Annotated in this window: 17 protein-coding genes; 4 read left to right on the top strand and 13 right to left on the bottom strand. The window is 38.7% G+C overall.

The features are described 5' to 3' along the window. Positions 1-245 precede the first annotated feature (245 nt). Both BR73_RS0108335 and BR73_RS0108330 read left to right on the top strand, forming a co-directional pair. On the top strand, positions 246-1,127 hold the full coding sequence (locus BR73_RS0108335) for a MerR family transcriptional regulator (RefSeq protein ID WP_033165157.1): 882 nt from the start codon (positions 246-248) through the stop codon (positions 1,125-1,127). Positions 1,128-2,053: 926 nt separating this feature from the next. Further along, on the top strand, positions 2,054-2,971 hold the full coding sequence (locus BR73_RS0108330; RefSeq protein ID WP_033165156.1) for a metallophosphoesterase: 918 nt from the start codon (positions 2,054-2,056) through the stop codon (positions 2,969-2,971). Positions 2,972-3,503: 532 nt separating this feature from the next. Here the strand turns inward: BR73_RS0108330 and BR73_RS0108325 are convergent. From BR73_RS0108325 to ltrA, 5 genes are all read right to left on the bottom strand, one after another. Beyond that, entirely contained in the window at positions 3,504-4,445 is a 942-nt protein-coding gene (locus tag BR73_RS0108325) for a tRNA-dihydrouridine synthase family protein (protein WP_033165155.1), read from the bottom strand. Between the two features lie 79 nt (positions 4,446-4,524). Beyond that, complete coding sequence (locus BR73_RS0108320) at positions 4,525-6,369, bottom strand: glycoside hydrolase family 20 zincin-like fold domain-containing protein (RefSeq protein ID WP_033165154.1); 1,845 nt, start codon at positions 6,367-6,369, stop codon at positions 4,525-4,527. A 169-nt stretch (positions 6,370-6,538) separates the two neighbouring features. Further along, positions 6,539-7,645 carry a DHHW family protein gene (locus tag BR73_RS0108315; RefSeq protein WP_033165153.1) on the bottom strand — a complete coding sequence of 369 codons (1,107 nt, stop codon included), beginning with the start codon at positions 7,643-7,645 and terminating at the stop codon, positions 6,539-6,541. A gap of 387 nt (positions 7,646-8,032) precedes the next feature. Then, on the bottom strand, positions 8,033-9,709 hold the full coding sequence (locus BR73_RS0108310; RefSeq protein WP_033165152.1) for a glycoside hydrolase family 2 TIM barrel-domain containing protein: 1,677 nt from the start codon (positions 9,707-9,709) through the stop codon (positions 8,033-8,035). A gap of 493 nt (positions 9,710-10,202) precedes the next feature. Next, complete coding sequence (ltrA, locus tag BR73_RS0108305) at positions 10,203-11,483, bottom strand: group II intron reverse transcriptase/maturase (protein ID WP_035297454.1); 1,281 nt, start codon at positions 11,481-11,483, stop codon at positions 10,203-10,205. A 463-nt stretch (positions 11,484-11,946) separates the two neighbouring features. Between ltrA and BR73_RS0108300 the strand changes: the two genes are divergently transcribed. Beyond that, positions 11,947-12,525: an AraC family transcriptional regulator gene (locus tag BR73_RS0108300; protein WP_081848579.1), complete on the top strand. Its 579-nt coding sequence runs from the start codon at positions 11,947-11,949 to the stop codon at positions 12,523-12,525. Between the two features lie 87 nt (positions 12,526-12,612). Here the strand turns inward: BR73_RS0108300 and BR73_RS0108295 are convergent, their stop codons facing one another. From BR73_RS0108295 to BR73_RS0108280, 4 genes are all read right to left on the bottom strand, one after another. Further along, the gene (locus BR73_RS0108295) at positions 12,613-13,881 is read right to left on the bottom strand and encodes an MBOAT family O-acyltransferase (RefSeq protein ID WP_347463298.1); all 1,269 of its coding nucleotides are present in this window, start codon (positions 13,879-13,881) and stop codon (positions 12,613-12,615) included. A gap of 145 nt (positions 13,882-14,026) precedes the next feature. Beyond that, the gene (locus BR73_RS0108290) at positions 14,027-14,563 is read right to left on the bottom strand and encodes a hypothetical protein (RefSeq protein WP_033165150.1); all 537 of its coding nucleotides are present in this window, start codon (positions 14,561-14,563) and stop codon (positions 14,027-14,029) included. An 89-nt stretch (positions 14,564-14,652) separates the two neighbouring features. After that, on the bottom strand, positions 14,653-15,198 hold the full coding sequence (locus BR73_RS0108285) for a hypothetical protein (protein WP_033165149.1): 546 nt from the start codon (positions 15,196-15,198) through the stop codon (positions 14,653-14,655). Beyond that, a complete protein-coding gene (locus BR73_RS0108280) occupies positions 15,188-15,736 on the bottom strand; it encodes an RNA polymerase sigma factor (RefSeq protein ID WP_033165148.1) in 549 nt (182 codons plus the stop codon). The genes BR73_RS0108285 and BR73_RS0108280 overlap by 11 nt, the downstream gene beginning before the upstream one ends. Before the next feature lie 370 nt (positions 15,737-16,106). On the opposite strand from BR73_RS0108280, the gene BR73_RS0108275 reads away from it, so the two are divergent. After that, positions 16,107-18,296 carry a glycosyl hydrolase gene (locus tag BR73_RS0108275; protein ID WP_033165147.1) on the top strand — a complete coding sequence of 730 codons (2,190 nt, stop codon included), beginning with the start codon at positions 16,107-16,109 and terminating at the stop codon, positions 18,294-18,296. Positions 18,297-18,496: 200 nt separating this feature from the next. Here the strand turns inward: BR73_RS0108275 and yaaA are convergent, their stop codons facing one another. From yaaA to BR73_RS0108255, 4 genes are all read right to left on the bottom strand, one after another. After that, positions 18,497-19,249, bottom strand: coding sequence for a peroxide stress protein YaaA (yaaA, locus tag BR73_RS0108270; RefSeq protein WP_033165146.1), 753 nt, complete (start codon positions 19,247-19,249; stop codon positions 18,497-18,499). Between the two features lie 108 nt (positions 19,250-19,357). Next, positions 19,358-19,978, bottom strand: a complete 621-nt coding sequence (locus BR73_RS0108265) for a GNAT family protein (protein ID WP_051685059.1) — start codon at positions 19,976-19,978, stop codon at positions 19,358-19,360. A 316-nt stretch (positions 19,979-20,294) separates the two neighbouring features. Beyond that, on the bottom strand, positions 20,295-21,371 hold the full coding sequence (locus tag BR73_RS27260) for an HD domain-containing protein (protein WP_051685058.1): 1,077 nt from the start codon (positions 21,369-21,371) through the stop codon (positions 20,295-20,297). Between the two features lie 223 nt (positions 21,372-21,594). Further along, positions 21,595-24,429, bottom strand: a complete 2,835-nt coding sequence (locus BR73_RS0108255; RefSeq protein ID WP_033165145.1) for a beta-glucuronidase — start codon at positions 24,427-24,429, stop codon at positions 21,595-21,597. Positions 24,430-24,608: the final 179 nt, after the last annotated feature.

The raw sequence follows: 24,608 nt of genomic DNA, 5'->3' as shown, positions 1-24,608 counted from the left end.
TAAATTTATAATGCAGATTGAAAAGAAAAAAACAGATAATTAAGACCTAAAAATACTACATATATATTCATTTTAAATATGGCATAAAAAATATTGAAATATTGAAATTATCTATTGACTATCACCCAACGTGATAGTGTATGTTTATTACAGAGATTAGAAGAAATAAAACAGCTGTTACCACTTAACCTATAAATATATAAGCAACCAACCTAAATATAATCTCTGATTATGGAGGTACCGCCATGATGACAGTAAAACAGGTCTCTGACCTTACAGGAGTAAGTGTTCGTACTTTGCAGTATTATGATGAAATCGGTCTGTTAAAACCATCTGATACTACAGCCGCCGGATACAGGCTCTATAATAAGGCATCTCTGGAGACCCTTCAACAGATATTGTTTTTCAAAGAACTGGACTTTCCTTTAAAGGATATAAAAGCAATAATGCAAAATCCACAGTTTGACAGGCTAAACGCTTTAAGGGATCAACGAAAGCTTATACAGGCTAAGGCTGACAGACTTGGTAACCTGCTTGGTTTAATCGACAGGCTTTTGAAAGGAGAAAAGGATATGAGCTTTAAGGAATTCGATATGACGGACTATTTTTCTGCTCTGGAGGATTTTAAAGAAACCCACTTAGATGAGATTGTAACTTACTGGGGCAGCATGGAAAAGTTCAATGAGATGTTTGAGACCATGAAAGAAAAGGAATCAGAAATCGGTCAATTGGCAATAAAGCAATATGGCAGTATTGAGAAATATACACAAGCGATGAAACAAAATCTGAAAGACTTCAAAGGTACGATGGACAGAATGAATTCACTTATGGATTCATCTAAAGATTATGTAGCTAAAAATACGGAACTCCATAAAAAATTGACTTCTGACATGAGGAAAGACCCTGCTTCAACAGAAATACAGAGTATCGTAAATGAATTGATGGACTTAATGAATGTTACCTTAAACGGAATAGACATGGGTGATAATTACTGGAATCTTCTATTAGAAGGCTTTACCACTGACAAGGCTGTCAGAGAAGCTACCGACAGAATATATGGTGAAGGTGCTTCCACCTTCCTGGCCAATGCTTATAAGACCTATCTTAAAGAGCATCAATTGATATAATACATTAAATCAATTGGTTGATGAAGATACTATAGAGAGTAGACCGATAGTGTAAAATTTTGTGTAAACAGGTTCTTCTAATAAAAATAAGAAAGGGAACAACTTCTTAAAAGTTTAAAGTGACCAATCACTAAACACAAAAGAACATATTATTATAAGCACTATCAAATAATAAATCTATTGATATAATTTTCTTTTATCCCAAATGTCTTAATATTATTATTAGGCTCTGTCATAACATAAGGTTGATAAATCGAACAATCGTCTGATTACTTCCAAATTATGTGTTATAATAATAGCGTAAAGATATGGAAGGAGTAGTTTGAATGGCAACCGTAGCAGATATTTAATCTTAATAAAGAGTCTTTCAAAATACCTTAACAATTATCCTACATGGAATAATTGTATCAATATCAATAGTAGTTCAATAAATGATAAAATGAATACTCTTTTGAGAACAGCCCTGTCAGCATTAGCAATGGTTAAATGTAGGGAATTAGCAAAACGACCGGCTGTTCCATTGATTAAGTAAATATATTGAATTACGGTAGTATTTTAGAAATGTACATTATATAATAACAATATAATTAAATCAGAATTGTAGATTTATGTGAAGGAAATAAAATAGTCGGAAGTTTTATGGAATATTGGTATGTCCTTATTGTAATTCTAACCTAATACAAGGTTTTATTGATAGTTGAAAATATTCATTTAAGTGGCATAATAAGAAACTGAAAATAATTGAAAAGTATACAGTATTGGGTGGAAAGTATTATCTTAGAAATCCAAAATAAAAAGTTATAGATGTAATAATTGCAATAAAATTATTATTGACTAGAGTAGTATTTAAGATGTCTTAATCGTTTTAATTAGCGAAGTAAAAATTACTTATGTAATCTGAATATTAAAAGGAGTTAGGTAATCTAATGAGCAGTATAAAATTTGCAGTTTTTACAGATTTACATCATGATGTTATTCCAGATGGGTTAGAAAGATTAAATAGTTTTATAACAAGGGCACGTGAAGCAGAGGTAGATTTTATAATTGAGCTTGGGGATTTCTGTCATCCATACCATAAGAATGAAGAATTGCTATCAATATTTAATGATTTTGAAAAGCCACATCACCACGTAATAGGCAATCATGATACTGACCTGTATACTAAAAAAGATGTTATAAATTGGCTTGGTATGGAACACTCATACTATTCATTTGAATGTGGAAATATAAAGTTTATAGTGCTTGATGCAGCTTTTATTCGATACGGTAATGAATTTGAAGTATATCATAAGCGTAATTATGAAGTAAAAGATGGTATATATCCATCAATACCCGATTTTGAATTAATTTGGCTACAGCGAGAAATTTCAGAAAGCTTGCTACCTATAGTTATATTTTCGCATCACAGCTTAGAAAACAGCTTTAGAAAACGTGGTGTATCAAACCGAGAAGAAGTACAAAGTATCATTAATCAAGCAACAGCTAATGGGAAGAAAATATTACTTTGTGTTAATGGTCACGACCATACAGATTCAATAGAAAAAATTAACAAAACTTATTATTTTACCCTTAACGCAATATCTTATAAATGGTTTGGTCCAGAATTTGAACATTTTTGCTATTCCAGTGAAATTCACGAAAAATATCCATCTCTAAAAGATATTGTCTTACATAGTGAACCTTTATCTGCTATTATATCAATTGATGAACAATACAATATTGAGATACAAGGAATGGAAGGTGGCTATCAAAAAATTACACCAAAGGAGTTAGGGATTACTGGTCCTTGGGATGGAAGAATAATTTCTCCTAATGTATCTTCTATGTGGTTATTGTTTGAATAGTATAGAACATAATATGGCTACAGTTGAAATATTATAAAAATAAGTAATAGCAAAGGTTACACGACATTGTACATATTGATAAAAAGTTCGTCTTATTTATATAAAAAAGCCAATTTAGCAGAGCATTTTATGCCCTGCTAAAATCATATCGTTTTTCAACCATATGTTGTGACAGAGCCTATTATTAAATAAGCAAAGCCTAACGTCAATATTATCCAGATATGATGTATAACAAATAACTTTATTATTAAATAAGCAAAGTCTAACGTCAATAGGAGCACAGGCAATTTGCATAAAATAGAAAGAACGAATACGCCTATGGAAAGGCATTAGAAGTTCTTTTCTCTGGAAATTTTGTGCTATATTATAAAGCTGATTGTCTGAGCGCAGCGAGTTATCAGTTTTATAATATGTCCAGCACAAAATATTCAGAGAATTAGAACTTCTTATGCCTTGGAATTGAAGTATGAGTCTTTCTGTTTTATGCCAATTGCCGTCCCCTTGTGAAAAACTGCTTTTAATCATTTAATATTTATTCAATCACAATTTCCTGCTCACGAAAGAGCTTCTCAACCGTTTCTTCATAACTGTCTAACTGTTCTGATTTCTTAATCTTTTTCAGGTACTTCTCATAATCAGTAAAGACAGTACTCATATAGATCCATAATTCCTTCATCTTAAACAATACGTTCCTGTCAGGAGCAAGGACTTTACGGTAATCATTATACACTCGGTCATGAAATTGCCTGAAGACCTCCTTATCCGGCTGCTTATTTTCCTTAATGGCAGCAATCAATCCCGGATAGGCAAGAAGCCCTCTGCCAAGCATTAAGGTATCCACTTCCGGAAATCTCTGATTGAAATCTTTAAAATCCTTAAGTGTAAAGATATCTCCATTGTAGCAGACGGGATTCTTACTGGTCTTCAGGGCATCGGCAAAGACCGTCAGATTTGGTTTGTTCTTATAGAAATCCTTCTGAATTCTCGGATGAATAATCAGCTCCTTAAGAGGATATTTATTATAGATCTGAATCAGATCATAGAATTCATCCGGCTGTTCTTTTCCAATTCTGGTCTTAATTGAAATCTCTGTAACAGACTTTTCAAAAATCTCTTCCAAAAATCTATCCAGTTCCTCTTTGAGGGCTAAAAAGCCGGAACCTTTATTTTTGGATACAACCGTGCCGGAGGGACAACCAAGGTTTAAATTTATTTCATTGTATCCATACTGCTTTATCTTTTCCGAAGCACTAATAAAACTACTGGCGTTATTGGTAAGCAGCTGGGGTATCAAGACCATTCCTTTGTTATTATCCGGATGAATATCCTTAATATCTTTGTTCTTAAAGGCCAAATCCGAATTTGTTGTTATAAAGGGTGAAAAATATTTATCTACCTGACCGTAATAGGTGTGAAATGCATTTCGGTAGATATACCCGGTTATCCCTTCTAAGGGTGCAAGATAGAATTTCATTGCTTTTTAGTTCTCCTTTTCGACAAATGCCATATGATGTAGAGTATAACCGAAAAGCAACATTGATTCAATATCCATTTTACAGGACTCTCAGATAATCCGCATACCAGAAAGCAACTTCGCTGATACGGTAGAGTTCGGATTCCTTACTGACACTGCGCCACAGCTCCTTATATTCCTGATGCCAGTATTCAAGCCTTACAGCAAGCTCCTTTCCCTGTTCCTTTGCATCTGCCGTACAGGGACCGCAGACTGCAAAAGCACCAATCTCATTGAAGAGCTTCATGCCTGCCCCTGCTATGAAATAAGCCTTATAAAGATAGCGCTTCTCCTGTCTGGCGGTGGACAGTATCCGATAAAGAAGGGTTAAACAGTTATCTATTTTTACATTGGTTGCGTTAATCTCATCCCAACTGATATCTTCCAGTACAGGTGAATAGGGTTTTCCTTTAATGGCATTTTCCTTTAATTCCTTAAAACATATTACATCATACCAGGTAACCGCATTCTGTTCTGATAATGTATTCACTACGGACAAAAAGGTATCTGTTGCATCTCCATACTCAAGTCTCGATATTTTACAATTAATATCTTCAAATTCCAGCCTTTTTGCATTCCAGGAAAAGGCTGCTCCGTAGATCATTCCTGCTAAGGAAAATTCCGGGTGATTAATGTGTCCAAAATCGCCCCAATCCGTATTTAAAATTCCTTCTGCCTGATATTTAACTGCATAGCTGCTCATTCTGCTGATATTATCATAAGCAGATCTGTAATTATTTATCAGCCTGTTCCAGCCATTAACCCCGGGACATACATATTGAAGTGCGCCTGCCTCTTTAAGTGCTTTGGTATTGTCCTCACTTTCATTGGGTTCATATCCCCAATTGAGGCAGATTACACCCTCAGGAAGTTTCTTAACAGCTTCCGGAAACCCGCAGATAATATCTCCCCAGAACATCGGCTTTTTTCCCTTACTAATAAGAAACTCAGATATTTGTCCTACAAAGTCTATGTACATGTTGTCAAGTCCGACCTTTTCAGCCATCGCTTTACTTTTTCCTTTTCCCAGGTCAAAGGTCTCGTCTGCACACAGATTAAAATATTCAGATGAAAATAAAGGGATAAACTCCTGAAGTATCTCTGTAATAAAGGCAAAACTATCTTTATTAGAAATATCAAGGGTATGATGACCCATTCTTTCATAGAAGGAGAAAGGTTCCTTTTCCGCTCCCTCCAGTTCACAAAGATGTGAATAGGTCTTTGTACGAAGTACTTTATAAAGATGCCCAAAGGTAGCAATAGAGGGCACAAGATCTATGTGCAGGTTGCGGCAGTATTGGTCCAGCTCAAGTATTTCCTCAGCAGTAAGCGGCGTATCATCCCGCCAGACTTCACTGAAATTACGAAATAGAAAACTATGTTCAATATATAGCTGCAACTGGTTCATTTTATAGTAGGACATCTTATCCGCAAGTTCCTTAAGACTTTGTAAAGTCGGTATACGTCCTCTGGTTATATCATGATAGAAGCCCCTGTTCTCTATGACCGGATAATCTTCAATGGTAAGGGCCGGAAGTACCGCTCCCTTAAAATTAATTATCTGGCGTAAGGTCTGGATTCCATACAATATCCCTGCACTGCTGCCACCATACAATTCTATGGTGTCCTTGGTAATAATTAACTGATAGCCTTCCGGGTGCAAAGTTGTCTTTAGGCCAAGAAACAGCTCTCCTGATATTTTTTCTCCCTTGGAAATAAGGTAATGAAAACCCAGCTGTCTGAGGATTTCCTCTTTCAATATTGCGGCATGAGCTACGGCTTGTCTGTCACATAAGCTGCTAACAGTTATGCGCCCGTTGTATCTTAAGACAAAGCCGGTGTCCTCTTCCATTATCATTTTTTGTGGTTCCGGTATTAAATACATAACACTCTCCTTCATTTGTGAATATCTTCTGTTCGTAATTCTATATAACCTCATTTATATTCTACCTTTTGATTGTATCCATAATTTAGATATATTACAAGCTTTTATGACATAAAAATGCTTCATTCTCTTATGTGCATTTTGCACTATAAAAGGATGAAGCACTGGTTTATTTCATACTAAAACTGTCATTTAAGAGAAGGGTGCTATACAGGAACAGTACATCCTGCCCATTAAACTCAATATAATCCCCCAAAATTGCACTGGATATATAGCGGATATCCACCAGAGTTATCTTAGAATAAGCTTCTGCCAACAGGGGTATCAGACTGCTGCCAAAGGAATCTCTGAATATTATTAACTCTTTCTCTCCTGCAGCTTTGGGATTTGCAATTGTTAGCAAAGGAACCGAACCCGATAAGAACAGTTCATAAGGATCTCTGCCTTTAAGCTTGCTGAGATCATATATCCCGGAGGTACTGTCTTTCTCATAGTTATAGACAATACAACTGTCTAAAAGCTCATTGGTCAGATACGTAATATACTCCTTTTCCAAAGGCAAAGCAGACTGCCCGTAATAGACTCCATAAAAAAGTGTTTCCGGTGTAATTTCCTGATATTGATGCTCATGGATATCCTCTGCTCCCATAATGCTTAACAGTTCTTCTGCCACAGGCTTTATCATCTCCTGCCTCCAATGTGTATCCGTCTTGTAATAGCTCTTTATCTCCAGAAGATTTCTGATATCTATAAATTCAGCATACTTCATTCCAGCTCTTATGGTATCATAAAGTCGGTCATAATCCATATGGGGATAACCGTACTTCTCAGCCAGATAATAACCCTTATCAGGAACGATACAGGTATATATATTACCTCTACTTTCAGCCAGATAAGTATCATAGAGAGATTGAAATCTATTCAAGGCATTGGAAAGAGATGCCTCCTTTAAAGGATAATTAAGCTTTTCTGCAAATCCATTGGCAATATAAATACCGTTATTATCTTTCTCCTGAAATAGATTATAGAGGGTATAAGCTTTGATTCTCCTGAAAGTATCTCTGAAAGGAAACTGATCCATGGCATAGCCTTCAAAAGCATCTCCCATCCTGTTAGAAAGGAGAAGTTCTGCGGACCATTCCGGCCTTTGCTTTAACTTTCTTCTCTCGCTGTCAGAGAATTCTGCCTGAGGTTTCAGACAATTTATAACTGAGAGGGTGAATAAGGTGATAAGCAGTGATGATATGCCAATTACATACTTTATTCTATCTTTCATTACTTCCTCATTTCTAATATAGCAGCTAATTCTATTAGTAATAATATATATGGTTAACCTGCTGCCCTAAAGTAATTCAACTGCCTTAAGGAAGTACAGATGCCTTACGGGATGCTGCTGAATTTTCTACTTATCTTTACATTACTTATTCGTGATTACACTCTCTAAAGTTACAGTTATACAGATGTTATTGAATAACAACCCCTCTCTCAAAACAGCTCAAGCCTACAAGTGATACCGCCGCCGGTATAAGATATTCCTCAATTTTAATATAGCATTCCTTAACCATGTACTATATTCTTAAGCTCCCTGTTTCTCCTTCTCTTGCTGTTATCGAAACATTTTTGGTAGTCAATCCTCCGATGTTATTTGCCTTCAGACCATACTCTATCTCTGATAAGAATGATATATTTCTTTTACAGTTTTATAAGCTAACTTTTCTCTTCGATAATTATCTACTATCCCTTTATTATTCTGGCATTTGGGTCTGCCGTGAAACCACCCGTTATCTACCCTGCAATCAGCATACTGCCAGATTATCACACCGCTTAATTCCTCATCGGATAATATGGAATTTAACTGCTCTGATAAAATGGCCTGCTGATACTCCTCGGTCCACTTTTCCAGATTATTGCTCCTATGTCCATAGATTGCAGCTGCGCCTATTTCACTGATTAGTAATGGTTTCCCAGCACCTTCCGAACGATTGACGAAAGCTTTAAGCGTCTCCAAGGAATCAGTTACCGGGGTGTTATGATACCAGCCAGGATAGATATTAAAGGATACTATATCGACCAGGTCCAGACATAAATCAGAACCAATATGAGCCTCCAGACTGGCAAAGGTTACCGGACGACTGGTGTCCAGCTTCTTAATCAATTGGAATTGCTTTGCATAACAGGCTCTTCCAAACTCTGTGTTACTTACGCATTCATTTAAAATCCCCCACACATAGATAGAAGGATGGTTTATATGATTTTCAATCATTTCTCTAATACAGTCCGCACTTTGCTGCTCAAAATTCTTATGCTTCATCTGTGCTTCGTTCAAACCTCTTGCATGAGCTTCTTCCCATACAAGAATTCCGTTTTCATCACATAAATCAAGGAAACGTTCATCATTCGGATAATGGCAGGTACGAATGCAGTTTGCACCTAATGACTTGATGATTTCAATGTCTCGGTACATTGCTTCGATTGGAACCGCACAGCCGAATTCCGCATAATCTTCATGGCGGTTCACTCCTTTGATAGTAACTTTTTTCCCGTTGAATAATATATCCTTCCCTTTGACCTTTATATCGCGAAAACCTACTCTGTCAATAAGATCATCTATTATTTTATCCTTGTAAATAAGCATAGCATTCATCATATAGAGTTTAGGCTCTTCCAGTGTATACGGAATTGCATATGGGATTTCAAAAGTATTCTCAATAAATGTGTCCGTACCAGGAAGAAGTATATTTTCATCAAATGTAAGATTTTCTTCCCCTAACTTTATCTTCAGGGTTACCTCCCTTGGCTCATTGGTTAGATTAGTTACAAGAGCCCTGATTGCAGCATACCATTTACCCGCTTCCCTGTATGGGATAAAATGTACATATTTAATAAAGAGTTCATCAACCTCTTCCATTACTACCGGACGTGTAATTCCACCATAGGAGTAATAATCATTACTTACATGAAGAGCGGATTCTTCGTGAAATGTATTATCAACCTTAACCTCCAATAGATGTTCCCCATAAGGTATATCCTGTAAAAGTACACTGAACTCGGTATATGCATTATAATGGTACCCAATCTGCTTTTTATCGAGATAAACGTATGCAGTATGACTTACTCCTTTGAACACCAGACGGGCATTACCGCCAAAGGTAACTTTCTTAGAATATATTGCTTTTCCTTTGTAGGATGAAAGCTTTGGATTGCTCTCCCAGCATCCCGGTACAAGCATTTTAAATTCCTCCTGTATTTCCTCCTCGGAGTTCAAGGTATGGAAATCCCATACTGGGTCAAGAGGGATTTCTTTTCGTACAAAGTGATTCCTAAATAATCTTGCGTTCATTCATTTCCTCCTTAAAATACCTTTTGATCAGTGCCAACAAACGGCATGAGTATCACCTTTTTACTGATAAAAAATAAGATAGTTTTCGCTTAAGCAATATTGCACTAGTAACATTCAGTATAATAAATTGCAATTTAACTATCAATAAACTATAATAAGAATAAACTGATATATTCTAAGGTGGAAATCATATGTTCAAGATACTTCGTATGGGTTGCAATTCTACACACGAAAACAGCTTTGCCGTCAATCGTCCCAACGGCTATGAATGGTACCTTCTATTACTGGTCAAATCTCCTGCATTATTTAACATTTCAGGGGAGTTAATATCCACACCTCCTAATACCCTGATAATTTACGACAGAAATTCCCCACATGACTACAGAGCTTTTGGTGCAGAATATAATCGAGTAGGAGAAATTTCTCTTAACAGAGAAATTTCGACCTCTCACACCACCGTGCGTACCGTTCGGTACACGGCGGTTCAATCAACTTAACAAGTAACACACCTTTCGATGTAATAGTCCAACATTGAGATTAGTCCAAACTGGGCTAATCTCTCATTATTTATTGCTTGGCTTATATCTGAACTTCGACATACTCTTGCAAATCCCTTTGCATAAGAGGTTCGTCTTGCCGCCCATTTAGGTATTCCCAGTTTTATTAGATTCTTTGCTCTATTCTTTGGTGTTTTCCAGTGTTTCCATATGCACATGCGAAGCCTATATCTAATAGTTCCATCAAAATTCTTGCATAGTTTCTTCATACTACCGATTTTGAAGTAATTTATCCAACCTCGAATCAACTGATTTAGCTTCTCTATTTTGTGCTTATTGTTAACTCCCCAACTTCGGCAAGTAAATTTCTTCATTTTTGCCTTGAACTTTGCAACTGAACTAGCGTGTGGTTTAGCTTTATACTGTTTGGCAAATGTGTCATAGTAAAATCCAAATCCCAGATACTTTATTCCTTTTGGTTTATCCACCTTGCTCTTGCTAACATTTACCTTCAATCCAAGCTTCTCTTCTATGAACTTTGAAATGCTTTTCATTACTCTGCTAGCTGCCAGTTCGCTTCCGACCATAATAATACAGTCGTCTGCATATCTGACAAAATCCAATCCTCTTGATTCCATTTCCTTATCCAGTTCATTTAACATGATGTTTGCTAAAAGTGGTGAAATATTTCCACCTTGAGGTGTTCCTACAATAGAATCCTCGTATTCATCATCTATAATCACTCCGCTAACTAAGAACTTTCGAACTATCGAGATAACATCTCCATCTTTGATTGTTCTTCCTATTATTGTCATCAGCTTGTCATGATTTACTGTGTCAAAGAACTTTTCCAGGTCAATGTCCACTATCCAACTGTGCCCATCGTTCATCATTTCCAGCGCTGTAAGCACCGCCTGCTGGGCACAACGACTCGGTCTGAATCCGTAGCTGTGGTCATGAAACTGTTCCTCGAATATCGGAGTGAGTACCTGTGCTACTGCTTGTTGAACAAATCTGTCCGTTACTGTTGGTACTCCCAGTTTCCTGACTCCTCCTTCTGGTTTTGGTATCTCTACACGCCTTACTGGTTGCGGTTTATACTTTCGTGTCCGCAATTGTTCTTTAATTGTTTCGCCATTCTTCAAAAGGTATTCACCAAGTTCTGTGTACTCCATTCCGTCCACACCCTCTGCTCCTTTGTTTCGTATGACTTGCAGATACGCCTTATTGAGATTATCTTTGGCTAATATCTGCTCCATTAGACTATTTGTGTCCATGCGTTGTTTCCTTTCTGTCCCGTTCGTTTCCACCATCTTTGACGTCATCGACAGATGTTGTGTTTACTACAAGTCGGAACCTACTTCAACTGATTGATTGTTCGTCCCTTTGCTCCGTTTCCATTACAGAAACTTCCTCGCTACTACGGACTATGCTGACTTCTCACAGTTCGTTGTTACTCGGCAAATGATACCGCTGTGAGACCTCCCCGATTAAGGTGCGAGCTCTTTCCTCTCATCTATCCGCCACATTTACTCCTACTTCCAGCAACTTTTGGACTTCATCTTCTTTTGCAAACTTATCCGTATTTCAGAGCCTTATATGTGATTTCTGTCCGTCGGACCAAGAGTTTGCCTACAACTTCCTTCAGATTCCACCTCACGGTGGACACCCTTGTTGTTCAGCTATGTGCTTCCACGTTGCCTAGGCGCACTTGGGACTTTCACCCATTAGAGCCCGCCCATGGCGGGCAAACAAAATGACTGGATACATTTTGAATGTGATCCAGTTCTTATTGAGCAGCATCCCATTCCCCTCAATGCCCCCCTATATATATCAAATCACTACTATATTTCCGATTTGATTCAGAAAATGGCCAATGAGTTCTATTCAAACAATTCCTATGGACAACAAACCATTGAACTGTTGATGCAGCTGTTATTTATAAAAGCAAAAGAGCAGATGGAGACGAAAATTTTCCCTCCCTTGCACTCAGGAATTCATGATAAGCTGATTAAGCTGCGAAGCGAAATATACAGCAATCCGCATAACGACTGGTCTATACCGTTAATGGCAGATAAGCTGCATTTAAGTTGCGGTTATCTGCAGAATATCTATAAAGACACCTTCTTTACCACCTGTATGTCAGATGTCATCGAAAGCCGTATTACTTATGCCAAAGAGCTATTAGCAGAATCTGATTGTCCGGTTGGTGAAATATCACATTTATGCGGATACAAAAATGATGTTCATTTTATGAGGCAGTTTAAGAAATTAACTTCTATAACTCCCACAGAATACCGAAGGCTGAACTGCAGATAAGTAAGAAAAGATAGATGAGTAACATTTATGGTCTTTGTTCACCACATACCCCTTTTCTCATCTCCTCCTGTATTTCAAGATTCTTTTTTAGAATCTAAAATACAAAAATGGATTAAAAGAACCGTCCACCAGATATCCCGTAATCACCAGAAGCAGGCCAATCAATACTGCCGGCTCTATGACCAGTGCCATACTGCTTCCCACTTTCCCTTTGATTACACGCTTATATAGCTTGCCGGAAACCGGCGTTGCACCGATTACTCCAATGCTCAGTAATATACTATAACTTCTGAAATAATACAGCGTCTCCTGTGTAACTGCCTTGATTCCTGTAAGCCCAAACATTCCTCTGATATCTCCCATTGCCTGGTCTAAATTTTCTGCGTTAAACAGAACAAAGCTTATCATCACCAGCACCAGCACGTAAATGTGAGAGAGGACAGAAGGAATCCGGGATTTACCTTTGAACAGGCAGAATTTCTCAAGTATCAGCAGTACAGCAAAATACAGTCCCCACAATATGAAATTCCAGGCTGCCCCATGCCATAATCCAGTCAACATCCACACTACCAGCAGATTAAATATCTGCCTTTGCTTTAAGACCCTGTTGCCACCCATGGGTATATAAACATAATCCCTGAACCAGGAACTTAAGGATATATGCCAGCGCCTCCAGAACTCGGTAATACTCTTTGCTATATAGGGATACTGAAAGTTCTCCAGAAAACAAAATCCAAAGATCTGTCCAAGTCCTATTGCCATGTCACTGTAACCGGAAAAATCATAATAAATCTGCAGGGTATATGCTGCTGCATAAAGCCAGAAAAATAGTATAGATTTGTCCTCGGAAGCTCTGAAATGAGTAACCAGCAGTCCAAAGGAATTAGCAAGGAGCACCTTTTTTGAAAGGCCCACTAAGAATCTCCGGCTGCCGCAGTATATCTGCTCGAGACTGTGCTTCCTGTTATGAAGCTGCTCTGCAATATCCGCATACCGAACAATTGGCCCGGCTACCAACTGAGGAAACAAAGTCGAATAGGCCATAAAAGTAATAAGACTTCTCTCTGCTTTAATATTTCCCCGATGCACATCGATTACATAACTCATTATATGAAAGGTATAAAAGCTGATTCCCATTGGCAGGGCTATGGAAAGCACCGGCAGGGATAAATGCGCAGCTTTATTAAAGCTCTCTATAAAGAAATCATAATATTTAAAGAAGCCTAAAATTACAAGGCTTATCACGATGGATGTGATCATCCAGTACTTAGCCTGTTTTCTGCCGGCAAGGCTCTCAATGCGAAGCCCCATAAAATATCCCTGTAAAATGGATGCAGCCATTAGTATGCTGTACAATGGTTCTCCCCAGGCATAAAACAGAAGGCTTGCAAGGAGAATTATGAAATTCTTACTCTTATAAGGTACTAGAAAATAAATTATCAGTACCGCCGGTAAAAAAAAGTATAGAAACGTTATGCTCGAAAATAACATGGCAACTCCATTACTGCTGTTTTTCTAAGGTCAGATCCACTTTGCCGCCGCATACGTTTTTGAATGCATCTACAATCTGATCTGAGGTAACAGTATCTGACAGGGAACTTTGAACCATCATAAGCATTATGGTGTCTCCAGAGGCGGTAACCTTTAAGTCATCCGCACCTACACAGATCCACTTGTTCTGATTGATACCGTCTAACATCTGCTTCGCTACAGCTTCTGTGTCCTTACTGTCTTTTACTCTTACCAGCGCCATGGAATAGGCCTGAGAGGTAATAAGTGCCTCTGATACTGTTGCTTCCTTAATAAGTGTGGCATCGGTCAACCCTGTATTATACTGGAGAGCATTGGTATCTGTAAGGTCTACTTCTCTGGTTTCCAAGTTAAGGCCCGGGTCTTTCTGTTCATAAATCTTATCTATAATTTCACTTAGCGTACCCTCCGGTCCTTTGGAGGTAGCTTCACCGGATGACTTTGAGCAGGCCGCCAGGCTTACGGTTAATAAGGTTACCATCATAATACATAGTAATTTTTTGAACATTTCTTATCCTCCTGTAAGAACAATGAACTTCTTTTCACTTGTTCTTTAATATTTTTCTTTGTTATGATTTTATTTTATTACAATTGCAATTATTTTACTAAGCCCTCAAGCCTTTCTTCTGTTAACACATCCCCTGTACTGTTTACATAATCCTTTGTATCCTCTTTTCCGGTAAAAACATCAAGGAGTTGTAATCCCTCAGTACCCGTATTTAAGAATACTATTGCTGTTTCTCCCCTCCCAATAACAGGCATGAGATTGGTTAGTTCTTTTATTAAAATGTCCTCTGCCAGAGAATGCTTATACAGTTTCAGAATCCGGTAAGTGCCTGTCCCGTTCTCAACCGGTTGTACTTCTGCAACTTCTGTAGCTGTATCAAGAAGTTCCTGAATATAATCCGGCAAGTTGATACCACGCGGTTCCATGTTGAACTTCTGCGGTGTTGCTGGTTCCCGCCCGGATATGTTATAGAATACATAAGTGGCCGATAGAAATATAAGGAAAGCTGCTGCAGTTAAAGCAAATCTGAGAGGTGCCTTTCTTTTTCCCTTAAACCGTTCTGGGTTTTCTTCCTCTTTTTTCATCTGCTCTGCTTTTTGATATACCTCGTTTAAGAATTCCCGGTCAGATTTCATAAGACCATCCCCCTTTCTCCAAAATTTCTTTCAGTTTTAACTTTGCCCGATGGGATATGACTTTGACAGAACCGACACTTTTATCCATAACCCCAGCGATTTCCGCAAGTGAAAAACCATTAAGATACTGAAGCACAACCACTTTACGGTATTCCGGTTTCAATTCCTTAACTGCCTTCTTAAGTGCTATGGAATCTTCATTACTATAAATGATTTCCTCCAGCGTTCTTACATCCTCCAGCTGCAGGTCCTCTATCGATGTTACTTTCGTTCGATTCAGTTTTCTTATATAGTCGATGGCTCGCCGTTTACCTAACATAAATAAATAGGTCTTAAACTCGTACTCGGAGGAATATTTGTCCGGATGCAGATAAATATAAGCGAATACCTCCTGGGCTATATCCTCGGAGCTATGATAATCTTTCAGAAACTGCAGGATAAAATAAACCAAATTATAGCGATAGCGTATTACCAGTTCTTCAAAGGCAGAAATATCCCCCTCGAGGAAGGCTTTATATAATGTTTTATCAGGAATCATTGAAGTGCACCCCGTTAATAATTCTTTTGTATACAACCCTTATTCGTTGTATTTTATAATAAGGTTACACCGAACCTGAAAAATATTCGAAAATAGCAGTATGGACTTTAATTTTATTAAATCTAAAACTCATAGGCATGTAAAACATGGACTAGCATATAATTTAGTAATAAAACGATTGGACAAACAATATAGAGACCCTGTTTCTTGTTTCTATATGTTTATCACCGGAAGCTGCAGTTAGCTTCCGTATAAATCAATGTAATTTAAGGGGTTTGGGAGTGCAGTTCATAAGCTGCGGCTCCCTGTACGAGGCTATAACCGCTTCGTATGACATGCTGCGCAAAGAAGCGCAAGAAAGAGGTGAAGTATGATAAGAAAAAGAAAATCGCTGACTGCAATGCTGCTGGTAATCCTTTTGCTGGCAACGGCATTACTGTCACACCCTTTTGCTGCGGATGCAACTACGGTATCCACAGCATTTTCTCAGACTCTGGAGGCTGAAAATGCAGTAATGGCCGGAAATGTAAAAGCTGCCACTGCAAGGGCAGGGTACAGCGGCACAGGGTATGCTACCGGGTTTAACCAGGCCAGCAATAACTCCTGGTCCATGCAGCTAACGATTCCTGCATCACAGCACTATACCATTACCGTTCGTACTGCCGCAGACAGCTACAAAGAAAATTTCCTGCTCATTAACGGTGCTTCTGTTGCTACTGTTGTAAGCACTGGTGATGGTGCTTGGCATGATACGGTGCTGAACAGCATTTACATCGAAGCCGGAACCATTACCCTCTCCATAAAGGAAAGCTGGGGATGGTTCGACCTGGATTATGTAAAGATTGAAAACGGTACAGGTGTTCCTGCTTCTGTTTATACCAACGCAACCTCAGCTTTGGTTAATCCCAATGCCAATGCAAAGACCAAAGAGATCATGAGCTACTTAAAGAGTATTTATGGAAAGAGCACCTTAGCCGGTCAGACCTGTACTTTAAATACCGATAAAGAATCCGATGCCCTCTATCAATTCACAGGCAAATACCCTGCACTGCGGTTATTCGACATGATTTTCTGCTCCCCAGCCAGCAGCTGGCAGAATGCTGATGAAGTACGGCTTGCCAAAGAGTGGAATGTGAAAGGTGGTCTTACCTCCTTCCAATGGCACTGGCACGCACCCAAAGGCGGCGCTGACTTCTATACCAAGGGCACTACCTTCGACCTGTCAAAGGCAGTAACCTCTCTCAACATAAGCAGATTACCCTTAAGTGAAGTCAAAGCTCTGTATGAATCCGGGCAGATTTCTGAAGAAGCCTACCTTATGGTTCGGGATATTGATGTTATCTCAGGTTATCTGGATTCCCTTCAGCAGGAAGGTGTTACCATACTCTGGAGACCTCTTCATGAAGCCAGCGGCGGCTGGTTCTGGTGGGGTGCCAAAGGTGCTGAACCTTATTTGTGGCTCTACAGGCTTATGTTTGACCGTCAGACCTATTACCATCATCTGAATAACCTTATCTGGGTATGGAATGGTCAGAATGCTGACTGGTATCCGGGTGATCAGTATTGTGACATTGCAGGAACTGATATTTATGCCGATGCACATAACTACAGTGTTCAATCCGACCAGTTCGTAAAAACCGTTAATTATTCCAATGGCAGTAAAATGGCTACTTTAAGTGAAAACGGTGTTATGATGGATCCCGACCTGATGAAGAGGGACAATGTATATTGGTTATGGTTTGGTGTGTGGAACGGCGATTTTCTCCTGGATTACAACGGAGGTATTGGAAATACCTATACGGAATCCTCTATGGTTTATAAGGTATATAACAGTGACGTTGTTACAACCCTGGATGAGCTTCCGGCCTTCACAGGAGGTACCCCAACACCTACTTTGACCCCCACCGTTACTCCTACCGTGACGCCCACTATTACTCCTACCGTAACCCCCACTGTAACTCCTACCGTGACGCCCACTGTTACCCCTACCGTGACTCCTACTGTTACCCCTACTGTTACTCCTAGTGTTACCCCTACTGTTACTCCCACTGTTACTCCTACTGTTACCCCTACTGTTACTCCCACTGTTACTCCTGGGGGCAACTACAACCTGGCACTTACTAATACCGGAGACAGCTCTGCTTCCACAAATACTCTTTATAACAATATAAAACTAACCAACTCCGGTAGTAATGAGCTTACATTAAATAAGCTTACAATACGTTATTATTACACCAAGGATGGCAGCAGCAATGAAACTTTTTATTGTGACACTGCAGCTTTAGCCTTAAACAAAGCTCCCTGGTATAAGGCGATAACCAGCTCCGCTAAAGGAACCTTTAAGACTCTTTCTGCACCAAAAGCTACTGCAGACACTTATCTTGAGATCAGCTTCCAGTCGGAAGATACCTTATCACAGGGATCTGTTCTGTCAGTAAACACAAGACAGAATAAAAATGACTGGAGTGCTTACAACCAGTCTAACGATTATTCCTATAAAACTAATGCCAATGTAACAGTTTATTATGATGGCGTGCTGATTCTTGGTACTGAGCCGTAAAAGAAAGGGTTGCCATATAAGCCAGAGGCTTATATGGCAACCCTTAATCTTAAACTGATATTATGGCTGCTTCTATTATTCCATATGGAAACTTAGCTATTTCAGCAATTAATCCATCCATCCTAAAACTATTTTTCTGTGACCTTTTTATTTATTATGAACATTGGTAATTCTGGTTTCGTGTTAATACAATTCCATTTTTATTTATCATTATTTCGCAGGAATACATATGTACTATCATTCGATAATTCTTCTGCATATAAGAAATTCAATCTGTTAAATTTCTTGATTTTCTCCGGCTTGTCTATCTGGTATTCTGCCATATAGCGTACCATTTCACCTCTTGCCATTTTAGCTATGGTTCCTTTTTCTATCAGCCTTCCATTAATCAGCTCTCCAAAAACACAGGTAATCAATTGTACTTCTTCTCTTAGATAACGGGTTATACATTTGCTGTATTCTACCGAAGCCAGGTTTAGTACCAGGTCTGTTTCAGTAAATAACTGAACCGCCAGCCTGTCCTTCCAGTAATCATAAAGAGAGCAAAAACCCTTCCCTTTCAACTTCGCCTGCATCTCCAGCCGATAAGGGGTTACCCCGTCAAAAGGCTTTAAAAGGCCATAAAAACCCGACAAAATGCGAAGGTGTTCCTTGACATACTCCAGTTCATTTGTCTGAAATACTACCGGTGCCATATACTGATACTGAATCCCTTCATACGCTAAGAGTGCTGGTGTGAGGTTGCTGCGTAGATCTATCTTCTTAAGGAGCTGGTAATTATAAGATGCTATTTTATCATTACACTTCCAGAGTTCCCTGGCTTCCTCATAACTTAATTTCTTTAAAAATTTTGACAGATACTCGGTATCTTTTAAAAATTGAGGAAGTTCCTCGTAAGCCAGAGTATTCGTATCGATTCTCATCTTTTTAGCTGGTGATATGATAATTCTCATTAAAACATTCGCTTCCTGTTGTTAATTCTGTGGTAATTATTATCAATTTTGCAGGCAAGTGTCATTGTTACTTTCAGATACCCGTATAAAGTATCCTCAATGGTTTCATTAAATAGTCTCATAGGAGCTTTCGATATGCTTTATGTGTTCTTTATAATCAGCTTGCAGCAATCCATAAATCCTGGTATCTATATATTCGTCATTATACCTGAAATCTTCCCGTTTCACACCTTCCAATACAAAGCCAGCCTTTTGATAAACCCTCTCTGCTCTCGGATTAAAGCTATATACTTCTAGCCCGATCTTATGCACCTTTAGAACGGTCATTCCATAGTGTATAAATAGTGATACGGCCTCAGAACCAATCCCCCTGTTACAACCAGCCTTCCCTATCAGTATACGAAAGTTCACATTCCCTGTATCTTCATCGTAATCATTATAAACAACCTCTCCAACGACGTTACCGCTTTCCTTTTCAACGATTGCCAGGTCTAATCGGTTTGTCTGTTGGTTCCTGGTAAGGTACCATTGTCTGGTTCTATCGATTTCCTCCTGTGGCGAAGGTTCATCCGCTTCTTCATCACTGCATACAGAACCTGTCAGCTTTCTTAGTTCCGGCTCTTCCAGTAATGCAAGCATTATCTCACAGTCTGCTTCTATAAAAGGTCTTAAGATAACTTTACTTCCTTCTAGAACTGGTTTATTACTAAAATCTATTTTCTTACACATTTTATTACCTCTCGTTATTGCTTTCGTTTCTTTCTCACAGCTATTTTTGTCTTCTCATTTACTCATAATCTTATATAGTTGCTATTTCATTCTATTGCTCATCATTTCAACTTACTGCTTATTATTTCATTCATTTCCCCATTATTTCTGCTTATTTGCTTATTATTTCATTCATTCTCTCATCATTTCTTGCTTACCGCTTATTATTTCCCCATCATTTCTGCTTACTGCTTATTATTTCATTCATTTCCCTATTATTTCTGCTTACTGCTTATTCTTTCATTCTATTACTTAGCAATTTCAACTTAATTCTTTATCACTGTTTATATATTTCTGAGGCCTTATAATCACAAAGGAATCCGTCATATTCCATACCATCTGGTATCCTTAAGAAACATCCAATGGTATTGTCACGTTTTCTCTTTACAATTCCTGAAATATTACCGTTATCCACATTGCCTTCTGCCACAAGAAAGTAATCTTCCTCAATACTTAAGAGAATGCCGATATGATCATGCCAGGGGCTGTTTTCCTGCTTTCTGCCCTCCGGGATAATGTTGTTGTAAATTACGATATCTCCTCTTTCCGGTATAATACCTTCGCGGTCCTTGAAAACGAAGCCTTTGTCCACTCCCCAACTATACCAGGTACCTACTCCCGCAAACCGGTATTTGTAAGGCGGCTGCTTAATGGGAAGCTCCAAACCTGCCTTTAATGCACAGTGATAAACAAAAGCTGCACACCAACTGTTTTTTAATTCCTCATAGGCATTAACCTCCGGATAATATTTAATTATCGCAAGGAACTCCTTACTCTCCCGTTCTCCCTTAATGTTCTGTCCGGCAAGAGCTTCTGCCAGAGCAGCAAACTTAAAACGGTTAAATAACAGGCTTTCCTCAACTGCCTCCGGTTCATATCCTGTAACCTCAGTTGTGATATTCAATTCCTTTAATAAACGGTTAAGCCTTGGCAGAGCATCATTTGGAATCTTCGGCTTCCTGGTACTATAATATGTCTGCAGAATATCTGCATCCTTAAGCAGCTCATCATATTCCTCATGAATTCTGTCCTTGATGGAATGATAAAAGACTGCTGATAAGATAAGCTTCTTTTCTTCCTCTGAGAACAGCTTCATATTTTTAATTGCCGGGCGTGCCATTTCTGCACTGCTTTGACCATGGCACATAGCACTGCCGCTAAAATAGGTATAGATATCATGTAAAAGTCCGCTGATATAACCTATTTCTTCCTTCAGTCCTCTTTTCTGTGCCATAAGAGAACAGCACCAGGCAACCCCGTAGGTATGTAACATTGCGTATTTTCTATCTTCCGGATTCTCTATTCGATTAATAATTCCGTCAACATATTCTTTAACAGCAGCTATTCTGTCCATTCCTATACTCCCATTCCATTGCTTTCTGCATAACCTGTCCGGTAAGCTGTCTTATTTTGATCCTAAGATTTCCTTTCTTAATAAAGAAGAATTATAAGACGCCGCCTCCTTGATTATATCGGAAATTTTTCAGTAATTTTTTCACAGCCTTCTTCTCCTTTCTTAAGTAATACTTTTATGTTAACATTTTTGTAATAAAATAGCAATCATAACAGCTTATACTCTAAATTCCTATTCTTTTAAGTTCCTCTGGCTCAACAGCAAATTCCGGCTCAAAATCCTCAGAACCTGCATACTCTGTCAGACAATACTCAAACCATTTTACGTTAGGATGCTTTTTCCTCTTTTCCAGGTTAAAGGTGCATACCAGCAGTCTTCCTTCTCCCACTCTTACCTCAAATAAATTGCCGAGCTTATGATTTCTCTCAAAATTATCAATAGTCCACACGATAGGTTCCAGCTGACTATTCTCAAGTATACATGCCCTGGAGTCCGTAATCAGCTCATACCATTGGGGTGTTGTGTAAGCTTCTGTGGGAAAATGTTTTAAGATTCTGTGATTTTTCTTAATATACAAGCCATGGGTTCCAACAGGTACCGCTTTCCCCATACTTTCAGAAATGGACCGGAACATGGGATAGCACCAGAAATCTGTACAATAGGTTCCTTCTATTGAATTCTTCTCATTCAGGGAATCCGGATACAGGATGACGCATTTTCCCCTATTAAGGTTACCCAAAGCTTCCTCCAGACTCTTTGTGATAATAATATCTTTATTTACGGCACATAAGTTCTTATCTGGATAAACCCACAGTTCATAATTATTTTTTATTTCAAGGTAATCTGAACTGTTATCTGGTTTGTTCTCTTTTAGAGAAACCTTTAACATTAGTTTTTTAGGTACCTCCAATTCCGGTAAAGTTATCGTGATATCGCACAGCTGATGCACACCGTTTGTATAGTTACCCTCTAGTCTTATTTCCTTTGTAAGCAGAACTTCTTTACCCTCTGAGAGGCTTAACACAACTGTCGGAGACATAATAGCACACTGCCGGTAAAGTGCCAGTTTGATTCCGGCTGTTAATTCTTTTCCGGCTGTGTATACAAAACCCGGAAGCTCTGCCAGTATAACTGCGTCAGAACAGAACTCTCTCCATTCTTCAGCCTCAATTATACCTTTGTTTTCCATAAAAGCATTCAGAATACCTACCAGAGCCGTACCCTGACCAGAAAAATCCTGAAGATCCAGCAGCTGAAAACCTGCCAGTTCCCTGCTTCTTACTGCAGTCTCTATCTCTGCTTTGTAACAAGCAGCCGCAAATCGCCCAGATGCCTTGAAAAATTCATCTGCCAGGTGAAGCATACCCTTGCCCTTAAGCCGCTCTCTAAATATCTTGAAATTCTCAGCCTTTAATGCCCCCGTATACTTACTTATTTCTGAAAAGTCCGGGTACATGGCATACTGCCCGATTTCATGAGATACCACCGGTACTTCCGGAATGATTTCCTCTGCTTCTTCCATTTTTACAGTCTTTACACCTGTACCATATTGAATAGTAACCTCACTGTCTTCCCCTTTCTCTGCCAACATTTTTTCAGGACGTATCATATTGTCATAATTATAAACACTATCAGGAACAGCAGTCTGAATATGACCTTGCGGTGCGTCACACATCGCATAGGAACCACGAAACAACCGCTCTCTTGAGAAACGAACACCGCAATAGAAATCCTCCTGCTCAAGTATAACAGGCATAAACTGAAAATTATTAGATCCCTGAGTATATAAATGCCTGCTATCATAGCTCTTATAATTCTTAAGAATACTATCTAAAACGCTCTTGCTGCCCCATAATTCATTCCCCAAAGACATCATCACAAAGGAAGGATGATTACCAAACTCATCCAGAATGCGAAAACCCTCTTCGATTAAATATTGCTGGGCAGCTATATCATGGGCAGCCTCCCCTTCTTCTGTTACAGTACCCCAAAAGGGAAGTTCCGGTTCCAGATAAATCCCCAGCTGATCTGCTGCAAGAAAGCATGCCTCCGGCGGACAACAGGTGTGAAAACGATAATGGTTAATGCCATATTCCTTCGCAGTACCAAGCACTTTTAACCAGTCCTCCAGCTCCATCGGCGGATGACCGGTGAGAGGAAAAATAAGACCGTCATGCTTTCCTCTTAAAAAGGTTTGAATACCGTTAATTTCAAAATAATGACCTGCTGCTTTAAATTCTCTTAACCCAAAAGTATAACTGTAATCTGCTTCCTTTAGCACCGTGGTATCCTGTCCCTCACATAACAAAGAAAGCTTTAGTTGATACAAATCAGGAGTATGTTCACTCCAGGTATATGCTTTACCTTCTAAAGCTAGTGAAAACTGATTCTCACCGCCTGCAATAACAAAATCTTTAACCCCGACACCTTCCCCTTTATAAGAAACTTCTGCCCTTATTCGTGTACTTTCTGCTCCGTTCAGTGATACCTTAACATAAATACTGCTCTGTGCTACATCAGGATAAATACTGACATTACTGAGATAAATACTGTTCAATTCTTCTATGTATAGCTCACCGGTTATACCATTCCAATTGGTCTGTGTATCCGCCGAGGTCATATGCCCTCCGTTAACCGGATAAGAGGTATTATCAACCATAATCGTAAGCTTCATCTGCTTTTTAACATAAGGAGTAATACAATATCTGTGTGAGGTACAAAGACTGTTATTGCTGCCTACATACTCCTCCCCAATCCATACATGAGATATTCTGGTTCGCTCCAGCACCAAAAAGAACTCCCTGCCCCTTAACTCTCCAATTTCAATTGTTTTTGAATACCAGGAATAACCCTCAAAATAATAAGGATCTGTTAGTGAACCGGTCTTTATAAGCTCTGATGGTATATCCTCAGCAGCCTTTCCTTTCTTTGCAGTAGAAACCGTAGCCGGAAGTACTATGGTATCCAGAAAATTCTCCTTGTAATATTCATTTCTGATACCTGCCTTTTCACCATCCAGGCAGAACCCCCAATTTCCATTTAAATTTATTTTTCCCATAATAACCTCTTCCTATTTTCACTTGTTTTATTTATAAATAATCCACAATATAACTTTCAAAAATTTTAATCTTATTACTTTATTTTTTTATCTAACTCATCATAGGCTCTTATAAAGTATACAGGAAATTTGCACAAAATAAAAAGAATGAATACGTCTATGGACATGTATTAAAGTCC

Source organism: Clostridium sp. KNHs205 (assembly GCF_000702945.1).
Classification (GTDB): Bacteria; Bacillota; Clostridia; order Lachnospirales; family Lachnospiraceae; genus Anaerocolumna.
This window is presented reverse-complemented; position numbering and strand designations above follow the sequence as displayed.